The organism is Bradyrhizobium archetypum, from assembly GCF_013114835.1.
In the GTDB taxonomy this organism is placed as follows: domain Bacteria; phylum Pseudomonadota; class Alphaproteobacteria; order Rhizobiales; family Xanthobacteraceae; genus Bradyrhizobium; species Bradyrhizobium archetypum.
Genome location: NZ_JAAVLW010000004.1, coordinates 687,864 through 699,998 on the forward strand (window position 1 = coordinate 687,864; position 12,135 = coordinate 699,998).

Sequence of the window (12,135 nt, forward strand, 5' to 3'; positions counted from 1 at the left end):
TGTACTATTCGGCGGCTTTGCTGCTGATTGCACCGGCATTGACACGGGGCATGACTTTCTCGGCCATTAGAATCATCGATTGGCGTCCCAGTTCCCGGTCTTTCCAGTCCTTGCCCGCATAGAGCAGTGTGCCGAACGGGCCGGTCTCTTCCTGAAAAGCCAACAGTTGATCCGCCACGCTCTCCGGCGTGCCATGAATGATCAGCTTGTCGCAGATCGACTCAAGCGTTACCTCGTCGTCGGGCTGATCGCGACGCGTTTTGAACAGCTCGATGCGCCCGCCGCGCTTCAGTTTGGTGAACAACGAGCGATAGTAATAGACGTAGGGTCCGTTTGGATCGGTGGCATAGGCCCTTGCGACCGCTGCGTCCTTTGCGACGAATACACTCTTGGCTACGCGCCAGTTCGCCGGATCGGCAGGACGTCCGGCGCGTTTGCAGCCTTCGACATATTTGGGCCAATGGCTTTTCACCCACGCCGGCATCAGGAAATTTGCCGAGATCGGATCCCAACCACGCGCCGCAGCTTCCGTCACGCCTTTCGAGAAAGGCGCCACAGCCGTTACCACGATCGGCGGGTGTGGTTGTTGCAGCGGACGCTGGATGAAGCCTTGGCCAATTTCCTCAATCAGGGTTTTCTGGACCGATATGTTCCAGTAATTGCCTCGCAGGTCGTAAGGGGGCTCGCTGGCCCAGATCCGAAGCACCTGGTTGATCGCTTCCAGGAACATGGCGTTCCTGTCTGCCTCGAGGTTGCCGAACACTTCCGCGTCCGACAGCAGGCCACCCGGGCTGATGCCGAAGATCAGTCGTCCGTCGAGCATATGATCGAGCATCGCGATCGAAGCTGCGATCGCGGCCGGATGCGCGTTCGGCATGTTGACAGTGCCAGTGCCAAGCTTGATCTGCCTGGTTGCCGCAGCAATCCATGCGATGAAACCGATGCAGGAAGTAATGTTCTCAGCTTTGTCGGTAGTGTGCTCGCCGACATAGCCCTCGGTGAACCCGAGCTCATCAGCCAGCAGGAAAGCCTCGCGATCCTCCTTAAGCGAAAGCCGCCAATCCTTGTCGACAGGATGGATCGGCATCGTAAAGAACCCAAGGTGCATGGTGCGCGCTCTTCCCGAATGGCAGATGTTTTGGTTGGTGCAGAACGTGCGTCGTTCATCGCGCGAAAACAAGCCTAAAGTCGATAATAATCGTCCGATACAAACTTGACCTTTGGCAGCCTCGGCCGTCTAATCGCACGAAAATGCCGACTATTTGGCCGGGGAGGTCACACCAAAAATGAAAGCCTCGGCTTTCGCTTACGCCCGCGCAACCAGCGTCGCAAATGCGCTGGAATTGTTGAGCGTGCACGGCGAAAGGGCCAAGGTATTGTCTGGCGGCCAGAGCCTGCTGCCGGCAATGAATCTGCGCCTGATCGCACCCGAGCTCATTGTCGATATCGGGCAGTTGGCGGAGCTGCGTGGCATTGTGGTGAAGGGAGGCGTCCTCACCATCGGTGCGCTGACACGTCATGCCGATCTCTTGAAATCTCCGGAAATAGCGACCCATTTGCCTCTATTGAAGGATGCGGTCGCCCACATCGCCCATCCAGCGATCCGCAATCGCGGCACCATTGGCGGGAGCCTCGCACAGGCAGACCCGGCTTCGGAGCTGCCGGCCTGCATGCTTACGCTTGGCGCCACGATCATCGCTCGGGGGGTAGGCGGCGAACGGCGAATTGCGGCAAGCGAGTTCTTCGCCGGGATCTACGAAACGGCGCTTACGCCGCAGGAACTGTTGGTTGCCGTCGAGTTGCCGGTGCCTCCAAAAAACTCGACGTATTTCTTTCATGAATTCACGCGTCGGCATGGCGACTACGCGATCGTCGGCCTTGCGGCGCTGGCTGCCGTCGAGGACGGTCGGTTTGACGATCTCTGTCTTGGCTACTTTGCCGTCAGGGATCGTCCGTTGCTGGCCAAGTCTGCCGGAAAGCTGGTTGATGTCGCCGTCACCTCGGCGGTGTTGTCTGAGGCATGTTCCGCGTTGGCTGAGGAACTTGATCCATTGGAGGATCAACAGGCAACGCCTGCAATGCGCCGGCATCTCGCGAAGGTCCTGTTGACGCGTTGCGTAGCCTCGCTGCTTGCCCGCCGGGATCTGTGCGCGGGAGGACCTGCGTGACGGCTACGATCGAGATTTCGTTGAGCGTCAATGGCGAGCGCGTCGAAGCAAATGTATTGCCGCGCCTGAACTTGGCGGATTTTCTTCGCGAGCATCTCAAGCTCACCGGCACGCATGTCGGTTGTGAACACGGCGTGTGCGGCGCATGCACGGTCCGAGTGAACGGCGATATTGTTCGTTCGTGTTTGATGCTCGCGGTGCAAGCGCACGACGCAACGATTGAGACAATCGAGGGGTTGTCGGACAGCGGTGAGATAACCGATTTGCAGGCAGCGTTCCGGGAGCGTAACGCACTGCAGTGCGGCTTCTGTACGCCGGGAATGCTGATGACAGCGCAGGACCTGCTGAAGCAATCGCCGTCACCGGATCGAGAGCAGATACGCGATCATCTTTCCGGCAACTATTGCCGATGTACCGGTTACCAGGCGATCGTCGACGCCGTCGAAACCACTGCACGGGCGCGCACCGGACAATCGCCATGACATCGACACAGGCAAGTCCTGACACGCTTTCTGCGCTGGACCGTCCGAATTCCTATATCGGCAAGAGCGTGCCGCGGCCGAACCTTGATCGGCTGCTCCAGGGGCGCGGCTTGTACGTCAGCGACATCGAGCTGCCGCGAATAGCGCATGTCGTATTCGTGCGTTCGCCGCACGCGCATGCGAAGATCAAGGGAATCGACGCCTCGGCGGCCAAACGGATGCCGGGAGTGATCGGCGTCGTTTCGGGTGAGGAACTCGCGACCGTCATCACGCCATGGGTTGGTGTACTATCGCATTTGAAGGGCCTCAAATCTGCCCCGCAAAGCGCTATCGCGATCGATCGCGTATGCTGGCAGGGCGAAGCCGTTGCGGCGGTGGTGGCGAGCAGTCGCGCCCAGGCCGAGGATGCGGCGGAGCTTGTCTCGGTCGAATATGAGGAACTCGATGCTGTAACGGATATGCGCTCTGCGCTCGATCCTGCAATATCCGTGATACATGCCTCACTGGGCGACAATCTGGCTTTCGAGCGCAATCATGAGGCGGGCGCCGTCGATCAGGCCTTTGCCGAATCCGACGAGGTGGTAGAGGCAGAGTTCGTGTTCGGACGGCACACTGGCGTGACGCTTGAGCCGCGCGCGGTGGTGGCAGATTGGAACGCGGCAGAGGCCAGGCTAACCATCTATCAAGGCACACAGGCACCGCACATGGTGCAGAATATCGCGGCGCTCCATCTTGGCTTGAAGGAATCGCAGGTTCGCGTCGTCTGCAAGGACGTTGGCGGCTCCTTTGGCATCAAAGTCCATATCTACGCCGACGAGATGGCGACCTACGCGCTGTCCAAGCTCTTGCGGCGTCCAGTCAAATTTGTTGCGGACCGCGTTGAGAGCTTCAATACCGACATTCATGCCCGCGACCATCGCTGCAAGGGAAAGATCGGCGTCAAACGCGACGGCATCATCACGGCATTTGAGATCGACGATCTGACCGGGATCGGGCCTTATTCGATGTATCCCCGCACCAGCGCGATCGAGGCCAATCAGGTCGTCAATCTCGTCGGCGGCCCCTATGTGACGAAGAATTACCGGGCCCGTGCACGTGTCGTATTCCAGAACAAGAATGTGATGTGCCAGTATCGCGCTGTCGGCCATCCGATCGCCTGTTCCGTGACGGAAGGCCTGGTGGACCTGGCGGCCATGAAGATCGGCGTTGATCCGGTCGAAATCCGTCGTCGCAATCTGATCGCTGATGACGCTTATCCCTGTGCCTCGCCGTCAGGTCTGCGTTTCGAGCAACTGTCGCATCATGCGGCGCTCACCAAGCTCGTCGCGATGATGGAATACGACGCGCTGCGCGCGGAACAGGCGTCCTTGCGGGCAAAGAATATCCATCGGGGTATCGGCATCGCGAGCTTCATCGAGGTCACCAATCCCAGCGCGGCGTTCTATGGCGTCGGCGGCGCGAAAATATCCTCACAGGATGGCGTCGCGGTACGTCTCGATGCCCAGGGCTCGGTGATTTGCCAAACGAGCATTACTGAGCAGGGACAGGGGTCTGAATCGCTCACCGCACAGATCGTTGGAAGCGTGCTTGGCGTCTCCATGGACCGTGTCCGTGTGATCCTGGGCGACACCGACAATACGCCATATGGCGGAGGCACCTGGGCCTCGCGCGGTGCCGGCATCGGCGGCGAGGCCGCGCTGCAGGCCACCAAGGTACTTCGCAAGAACATACTCGATGTCGCCGCTGCCATCCTCCAATCGATTCCGGGAGAACTCGACATCGTAAACAACGCGGTGGTGAATGTCGCCGACGGCGCGCCGCGGGTCGAGTTGAGCGAACTCGCTCGCATTGTCTATTTTCGCCCCGATACGCTGCCGCCGGGCATCCAGCCCGAGCTAATGGCAACACGGCACTTTGTCCCGCGCGAATATCCCTTCGCCTTCACCAATGGCGTTCAGGCCTCCTGGCTGGAGGTCGATACCGATACTGGCTTTGTGAAGCTGCTGAAGCATTGGGTGGTCGAGGATTGCGGTACCATCATCAACCCGCAACTGGTCGACGAGCAAATCAGGGGTGGCGTGGTCCAGGGCCTTGGTGCTGCCCTGTTTGAAAAGTGCGTGTACGACGAGCGCGGTCAGCTCACCAACGCCAACATGGCCGACTATCTGGTTCCGATGGCCGGTGAAATGCCCGATATCGATGTCGGACATGTGATCTCGCCGACCATGGAATCTGAACTGGGCGCGAAGGGCGCGGGCGAAGCCGGAACGGCAGGTGCGGCAGCAGCGGTAACCAACGCGGTCAATGATGCGCTCAGGCCGTTTGGAACAATTGTCACCGAGATTCCGCTGACGCCTCAGGTTATCCTAACCGCGTTGGGGCGAATCTAGTGTAACGGCTATAGGATCGATCAAGAAGAACAGGCCTTCCCTGCATCCAGCCCGCACAATGCAAATCGAAACTGAGGTTCGAAGGACGTTGGTTGTCGCCGTCTGCACTATTCGGCCGCTGCGTCCGCGATTGTATCCGCCTCTCGATTGCTGACGACCACCTCGATCGCATCGTCGATGCGCTCTCGGGCATATCGCAGTGCAGTCGGCAGGTCGGTCAACGCAAATGTGTGGGTATAGATTTTCGTGGCATCGAAGCGCTTCTCTGCCATCAGTGCCATGGCGCGGCGGGTGGCGCTGCGGCCTTCGCCTCGAATGCCGTAGGCGTAGACATTGTTCTTCACGAGGTGCGCGAGATCGATGGTGACAGGATCGTGCGGAAACGCGGCGAGAGAGACTTTTCCGCCGCGATTAGCCATGTGAATGGCCTGATTGATCGTCGCCTCGCTGCCGGCGCACTCGACCGCGTAGTCCGCTCCGACGCCGCCGGTGAGTTGCTTGACGACTTCGACCGCGTCCTCGTGATTGATATTGAGTCGTCTACTGTGACTGCCGGTCAGGATAACCGGGCTGGCGCGGTTGCAATCTGTGCCAGCGAGCAATCATTCATTCAGGATCGCCGGCCACTATTGAGGGTGGTCTGCCCTTCAACAGGAATTTCACACCGGGCCACGAGTATATGGGCACGGTCGCCGCGCTCGGGCCCAACGTCGCCGAATTCAAGAGGGTACTGGTTCTCTTGCAGCAGGAGCTGATCGGGATCGCCGAGCACCCAGGCCCTCATCCGGTCCGGAATGGGAAACTCAGGCAACGTCTTCACGCCTGAAGGTCGATACATGAGCATCTCCTCTCGGTCGGACGCTAGCGGAAATCGCCGGCCGCGCAATTGCCGGATACCGATAGCGCCGTCGAGGCCGTTTTGCTGCAGGCGAAATCCTTTGTCGGCTTTCCACCTACAAAGCTGGTTTACCAGTTTAGGCGCATGGCATCGTCACTCAGAACCGATAGGCACCTTCAAAGGCGCACATCCCGACAGGCCAGGTGATTCGCTGTCGGCCCCTTCACCACCCTGGGACCGATTGCAAAGTAGAGGCTTCGGAGGCAAGCTTCCTTCAAGAAATGGCGGCTCCCATAAGTCTGCCGCCGATAGTTGGGGAGCACGCATGGGCATCATCCATTTACTGATTCCAGCGCTTGCGCTGCTCTCAAGCCATCAGGCCCTCGCCCAGGCGGGCTATCCAGACCGGCCCATCAAGATGATTGTGCCACTGGCCGCGGCAAGTGCCGTCGATGTCGCCGCGCGTATCGTCACCCAGAAGATGGCCGACAATATGGGTCAGCAAATCGTGATCCTTAATCAGCCGGGTGCGTCTGGGCTGATCGGGGCTGAGGCGGTTGCCCGTGCCGAACCGGACGGCTACACGATCGGCGGGTTCAACGACAGCATCATGACGATGGTGCCAAACCTTCAGTCAAAAATCCGCTGGGACATCCTCAAAGATTTCGAGCCGGTGTCGTTGGTTGCAACGGTGGAGTGGGGACTGGTTGCCAGCAATCGGGCCAGCTTCAGAAGCGCTGCGGATCTCATTGCGGCCGCGAAGGCGGCGCCCGGCAAGATCGACTATGGCTCAGGCGGGCCGGGAAGTCCGCAGCATCTGGCGATGGCGATGTTCGCGTCGGCCGCTGGCATATCGCTGACGCACGTGCCCTATAAGGGGGCAACTCAAGCCGCAACCGACATTGCGGCGGGCCAGATCCCCGTCGGTTTCCAGGGATTGGGCACGGTCGCAACGCTTGTGCGCGGCGGCCAGCTCAAGCTGATCGGGGTAACCACTGAGAAAAGGTTGCCGCAATTCGCTGACGTGCCGACCGTATCGGAATCCGGTCTGCCTGGCTTCTTCTTCAATTCATGGTTCGCGATTCTCGCACCCGCCGGCACCCCAAAGGAAATTCTGGCCCGTCTGAATAGCGAGGTGCAGAAGGCGGTTGGCGATCCCGATGTTCGCCGCAAACTTGAAGAGCTGGGCTTCGCGGTGCGCGGCAGTTCGGCGGAGGAGCTGCGCGCGATGACGCGCGATCAACTCGCGAAATATGAGCGGGTGATCAGGGAAATGGAAATCGCCAAGGAATAGCTCGGCGACGGATGACACAACAGGGCGCCACCGACCTGCTTAGATCGATTGGCTTGACCTGCGTTGGTGCAGGCCGAGAGGTACGGATGCCGTGCGACCATGGAGCTTACTTGTCGGTGCCGGCTATTTTCGCGGCGATCGGCTTCGGAGGCGTGTTTCGGGAAAGTTGATTGTAGGCATTTTTGATGTCGAAGAAGTTGCTTTTGCTGCATCTGGCTATTTCTACGCGACGGGCCTGGTTTATGGGTTCATGGCCGCTTCTGTGATATTGTTTTCCGCTTATCAGGGGCGGAGCACGGGCGACAGCTTGTCAGCCTGCTGAGGGTCGCTATCATATTGGCCGGCGGCTGGATGCTGCAGCAGCACGCGCCTGGCTTTACTGCCTTATCGCAGGTTCCACGGCTATTGGATCCTTGACGCTGGGCGTTGTTTTCGCTTTCCAGCCGCCAAATCGCCGCGGTGGGGCGCTTTCCGGTTGAAAAGCCGGCCCGCGTTGACTACGGAAGGGCTGCGAGCCCCTGTTCCCTGGAGTTTGACTGTCGTGCCTCAACAAAGGACCGGTGAAGCTCACGGATTTTCGAACGGCAAGCTGTCGGTGCTGCGCAAGCATCCGTTTTTTGCCGACCTCGAGCCTGCGGCGTTCGAGCAGCTCTGCCGCTACGCCAAACATTCCACGTTGAAGCGGGGTGCCACGCTATTCTCCAAGGGGGATCCCGGCAACAGCCTGTATGCGGTCATTTCGGGTACGGTGAAGATGAGTATTTCCTCACCCGACGGTCGCAGCGCGATCCTGAATATCATCGAGCCTGGAGAAATCTTCGGCGAAATCGCACTGCTTGACGGCGGGGCCCGTTCGGCCGACGCCATTGCAAACTCAAATTGTGAGCTGTTTGTCATCGATCGGCGCGAATTCATTCCTTTCGTTAAGGAACAGCCGGCGCTGGCGATGAAGTTCATCGAATTGCTTTGCGAGCGATTGCGGTGGACCAGCGATCAGGTCGAGCAGATTATCCTGCAGAACCTGCCCGGACGGCTGGCCAGCGCGTTGCTTCGCCTGTCTGAAAAACACAAACCTGCACAGCAGGGTCGAACCATCGCAATCACCCAGCAGGAGATCAGCGAGATGGTCGGCATGACCCGGGAGAGCATCAACAAGCAGTTGCGTGCTTGGGCAACCCGCGATTTGGTGCGCCTCGAGCATGGCGCCATCGTTGTGCTGAATGCAGAGGCGCTTCGTGATCTGGCCGAAGCCGGATCCGGAAGCGAAGGCGAATAGGCTCGGATCGACCGCGGCAGGATCGGCCGTTCTCACGAGCCGATTTCTCACATGTCAAACACCGCAACTGCGCGGATCGGCGAGGCAGTCCCGCCGCGCCACTTCATCGGCAGGCCAATGAAGGTGAACTGGCCCCGGCCAAGCAAGGCTTCGAGATTGCACAGGCTTTCGATGTGAGTGATATCCAGGTCGAGGCAGGCCTTGTGGACGAGTGCATTCACCTTGCCCTCGGGGCCCGGCCGCATCGAGTCGATACCGAAATGCACGATGCCTTGCTGCGCCAGCCATTCTGTAGCGGAGACGTTCACGCCCGGATTGTCGCTCGCATATTCCATGCGGGGGAATGTACGTTCGTGGTGACCGGTGCAGAGCAGAACGGTGCCGCTCTTCGGCACCGGAACGCCAGCCTTCATCACGGCTGCTTCGAGATCGGCAGGTGTAATCTCGGCACGCGGGGCGATGTGGCGCAGGTCGATGCAGATACCCGGCACGATGCATTTTTCCAGCGGATACTGGTCGATCGATATGCCGCTCTTGCCGAAATGCCTGGGTGCGTCGATATGGGTGCCGGCGTGATCCACCATGGAGATGAACATCGACGCCAACCCGTGCACATCGCCCGATTCGGCGAAGGATTCTTCGTGGGTCTTCCAGACGCCGTGCATGACGGGCGGATGGCCGGGATAGCTCGGCGTGCGATGATAGAGCTCCCGGCTGAGGTCGACGATCTTCACGCGAAGTCTCCGCGACGCGAACTGCGTCTGTTTCTAGAACCCGAACATCCTCGGTAGCGCCAGCGACAGCCAGGGCACGTAGGTCACGATCATCAGCACCGTAAACATCACGTAGTAGAATGGCCAGATGCCGCGCATCACCTCGTCGACCGAAACCTTGCCGATGGCGCAGCCGACGAACAACGTCGTCCCTACCGGCGGCGTCAATAGGCCGATGCCCAGATTAAGCAACATGACGATGCCGAAATGGACGGGATCGATGCCGAAGCTCTTCACGACGGGAAGCAGGATCGGAGTGCAGATCAGCAGGAGGGGCGCGAGGTCGAGCGCTGTCCCGAGAACCAGCAGCATGATGTTGAGCCACATCAGCAGCACGTATTTGTTGCTCGATATGGCGACGAAGAATTCGGTCATCTTCGCCGGCATCTGCATCAGCGCGGCGACATAGCCGAAGCACGAGGCGGTCGCGACCAGCGTCAGAACCATGGCCACAGTTTGCAGCGTCTTGTAGACCAATAGCGGCAGCTCGGACCACTTGTAGTCGCGATAGATGAACATAGTGACGAAGAACGCCCAGACGCAGGCGACCGCGCCTGCCTCGATCGGCGTGAAGACTCCGGTGAGAATGCCGCCCAGGACGATGGCTAGCGTTACGATCCCCCATACAGCGTCGCCGAGCATCTTGACTGCTTGCCGGATCGGCACAGGCTCCCCCTTGGGATGCTTGTCGCGATATGCATAGAACAGGCAGAGAACCATCAGCGAAAAGCCAAGCAATAGGCCGGGGAGCACACCGGCCAGGAACAGGCTGGTTATCGACACCACGCCGCCGGTCGCCAGTGAATAGATCACCGAATTGTGGCTCGGTGGGACGATGATGGCCTGTAGCGAAGCACTGATAGTGACGTTGGTTGCGAACACCCGCGGATAGCCTTTGGCGGCCATCTGCGGAATCATCACGGAGCCGATCGCGGAAGTGTCGGCGACCGACGATCCGGAGATGCCGCTCATGATCGTGGTGGCGAGAATGTTGACCTGCGAGAGACCGCCTCGTATTCGCGTGAATCCGACGACCACAGCCGCAAAGTCGACCAGCCGTCTGGCCATCCCGCCCTCGGCCATGATGGCGCCCGCCAGCACGAAGAAGGGGATGGTCAGCATCGAGACCTTCCCGACGCCACTGGCAAATTGTTGCATGACCGCGCCAACTGGCAAGTCGATCCAGAGCGCACCGACAAGCGATGAGAGCGCCAGCGCGTAGGCGATCGGCATGCCGATCGCGAAGAACAGGCACATACTAAGAAGCAGAACCGCGATATCCATGGCAATTACTCGACCGGTACGTGAGCATCAGCGCCGTCGCGCGGCGGTGGGCCAATGGTCAGGCGCTCGATGACGAACAGGAGCATCATGGCGCCGCTGACTACGATCGGAAGATAGGTGATGCCGACCGATAGCCACGGAAACTCGTCGACCGAATTATCCCAAGTGGTCCGGACCAGCCGCAATCCCCAAATGACCATGAAGATTGCAATCACGCCCATCAATATTTCGCTGAGGAGTAGTGAGGCGCGGCGCAGCAGTGGCGGCAGCAAATCGGTTCCGACCGTCATGTTCATGTGGATGCGCTGGCGATAGCAGTTGGCCGAGCCGATGAAGGTGATGCCGACGGTCAACAGAACCGCCATCGGCTCGGGCCAAGAGGAGGCGCTGTTGAGAATGTATCGGGTGTAGACGGCCCACGGGATGACCGCCGAGACCAGCACGAGCGCTACACACCCGACACCGGCGCCGGTCCAGTAAACAGCGTCGTTCACACGCCGGAAGATTCCGGCCGCAGAATTGGACATTTTGACCTCGGAAAATGACAGCCTTCTTATCCCGTAGGAGGTTTCAAGGAACGGGACCGGAGCGAAGAATCCGGCCACCCCTCACTCGCGAGGCGTGTCCTATTGGACCGCCTCGATGCGCTTTACCATTGCCGCATACTTCGCACCGTATTTGTCCCAAACCGGTTTGACGGCTTCCTGAAACGGCTTCTTGTCGATGTCGGTAATGATCTCGGTTCCGGCTGCCTTCATCTTTTCGATGGCGGCGTTCTCCGCCTCATACCAGAGTACGCGCTGCTCCTGCTGCGCTTCCTTGGCAAGTTTCTTGATCAGCGCCTGATCTTCCGGCGACAGCTTCTGCCAGGAGATGCGCGAGAACACCAGGAGCTCCGGAATGATCAGGTGCTCGGTCATGGTGAAGTACTTGGCCACTTGGTAGTGGTTCTGCGCCATGAACGATGGCGGATTGTTCTCAGCACCATCGACCACGCCTGTCTGCATCGAGCTGAACACCTGGTCGAAGCCGAGCGCGACGCCGTTGCCGCCTAGCGCGTTCATGGTATCGACGAACAGCGGATTGCCCATCATGCGGACTTTGAGGCCCTTGAGATCGGCAATGGTCCGGATCGGCCGCTTGTTGTTGTAGACATTGCGTGAGCCGGCGTTCATCCAGCAGAGCGCGATCAGGCCGGTCTTTTCGTTGGCGGAAATCTTCGCGAGCAATTCGTCGCCGATCTCGCCGTCGATGACCTTCTCCATATGCTTGGAATTACGGAAGACGAACGGCATATTGAAAACATTGACGTCGTCCACGACAGGGCCGACGGCGCCGACCGAGATGCGGGCGATCTGCAGCGCGCCGAGCTGGGCCTGCTCGATCATTTCTTTTTCGCCGCCGAGCTGCATCGAGGGGAACATCTGGATCGACAGCCGGCCGTTGGTCGCGGCTTCCAGCTTCTTGCCCATCCGAACGACGGCTTCAACCGTCGGATAACCCAGCGGATGTACGTCCGATGCCTTCAGCACCATTTTGGTTTGTGCAAACGCTGATGATAGCGACGTGGTGGTCGCCAGTGCGGCGCCGAGCCCTGCGCTCAATTTGATGAAGTCGCGGCGTTTCATGT

12 protein-coding genes are annotated in these 12,135 nt (G+C 59.5%); 5 read left to right on the top strand and 7 right to left on the bottom strand.

Going from position 1 to position 12,135, the window contains the following annotated elements; all coding sequences use genetic code 11:
• Window positions 1-4 precede the first annotated feature (4 nt).
• A complete protein-coding gene (locus HCN50_RS16010) occupies window positions 5-1,108 on the bottom strand; it encodes an LLM class flavin-dependent oxidoreductase (RefSeq protein ID WP_171710594.1) in 1,104 nt (367 codons plus the stop codon).
• Window positions 1,109-1,286: 178 nt separating this feature from the next.
• Between HCN50_RS16010 and HCN50_RS16015 the strand changes: the two genes are divergently transcribed.
• Genes HCN50_RS16015 through HCN50_RS16025 form a run of 3 tightly spaced genes read left to right on the top strand, consistent with a single transcriptional unit; the run spans window position 1,287 to window position 5,040 of the window.
• The gene (locus tag HCN50_RS16015) at window positions 1,287-2,168 is read left to right on the top strand and encodes an FAD binding domain-containing protein (RefSeq protein WP_171710595.1); all 882 of its coding nucleotides are present in this window, start codon (window positions 1,287-1,289) and stop codon (window positions 2,166-2,168) included.
• The gene (locus HCN50_RS16020) at window positions 2,165-2,650 is read left to right on the top strand and encodes a (2Fe-2S)-binding protein (protein WP_171710596.1); all 486 of its coding nucleotides are present in this window, start codon (window positions 2,165-2,167) and stop codon (window positions 2,648-2,650) included. The genes HCN50_RS16015 and HCN50_RS16020 overlap by 4 nt, the downstream gene beginning before the upstream one ends.
• A complete protein-coding gene (locus HCN50_RS16025) occupies window positions 2,647-5,040 on the top strand; it encodes a xanthine dehydrogenase family protein molybdopterin-binding subunit (protein WP_171710597.1) in 2,394 nt (797 codons plus the stop codon). The genes HCN50_RS16020 and HCN50_RS16025 overlap by 4 nt, the downstream gene beginning before the upstream one ends.
• A 107-nt stretch (window positions 5,041-5,147) precedes the next feature.
• Here the strand turns inward: HCN50_RS16025 and HCN50_RS16030 are convergent, their stop codons facing one another.
• Window positions 5,148-5,642: a zinc-binding dehydrogenase gene (locus HCN50_RS16030; protein WP_235976989.1), complete on the bottom strand. Its 495-nt coding sequence runs from the start codon at window positions 5,640-5,642 to the stop codon at window positions 5,148-5,150.
• An 8-nt stretch (window positions 5,643-5,650) separates the two neighbouring features.
• Window positions 5,651-5,878 (bottom strand): hypothetical protein, encoded by a 228-nt coding sequence (locus HCN50_RS16035; RefSeq protein ID WP_171710015.1) that lies wholly within the window; start codon window positions 5,876-5,878, stop codon window positions 5,651-5,653.
• A 100-nt stretch (window positions 5,879-5,978) separates the two neighbouring features.
• Here HCN50_RS16035 and HCN50_RS16040 point away from each other — a divergent pair, with 100 nt between their 5' ends.
• On the top strand, window positions 5,979-7,172 hold the full coding sequence (locus HCN50_RS16040; RefSeq protein WP_210264936.1) for a Bug family tripartite tricarboxylate transporter substrate binding protein: 1,194 nt from the start codon (window positions 5,979-5,981) through the stop codon (window positions 7,170-7,172).
• A gap of 541 nt (window positions 7,173-7,713) precedes the next feature.
• Complete coding sequence (locus HCN50_RS16045) at window positions 7,714-8,448, top strand: Crp/Fnr family transcriptional regulator (RefSeq protein ID WP_171710598.1); 735 nt, start codon at window positions 7,714-7,716, stop codon at window positions 8,446-8,448.
• A gap of 47 nt (window positions 8,449-8,495) precedes the next feature.
• Here the strand turns inward: HCN50_RS16045 and HCN50_RS16050 are convergent, their stop codons facing one another.
• Genes HCN50_RS16050 through dctP form a run of 4 tightly spaced genes read right to left on the bottom strand, consistent with a single transcriptional unit; the run spans window position 8,496 to window position 12,133 of the window.
• Entirely contained in the window at window positions 8,496-9,182 is a 687-nt protein-coding gene (locus HCN50_RS16050; RefSeq protein WP_171710599.1) for a cyclase family protein, read from the bottom strand.
• A 33-nt stretch (window positions 9,183-9,215) separates the two neighbouring features.
• A complete protein-coding gene (locus HCN50_RS16055; RefSeq protein ID WP_171710600.1) occupies window positions 9,216-10,505 on the bottom strand; it encodes a TRAP transporter large permease in 1,290 nt (429 codons plus the stop codon).
• A 5-nt stretch (window positions 10,506-10,510) separates the two neighbouring features.
• Entirely contained in the window at window positions 10,511-11,110 is a 600-nt protein-coding gene (locus HCN50_RS16060) for a TRAP transporter small permease (RefSeq protein ID WP_311968056.1), read from the bottom strand.
• Window positions 11,111-11,131: 21 nt separating this feature from the next.
• Window positions 11,132-12,133 (bottom strand): TRAP transporter substrate-binding protein DctP, encoded by a 1,002-nt coding sequence (gene dctP, locus HCN50_RS16065; protein WP_171710601.1) that lies wholly within the window; start codon window positions 12,131-12,133, stop codon window positions 11,132-11,134.
• Window positions 12,134-12,135: the final 2 nt, after the last annotated feature.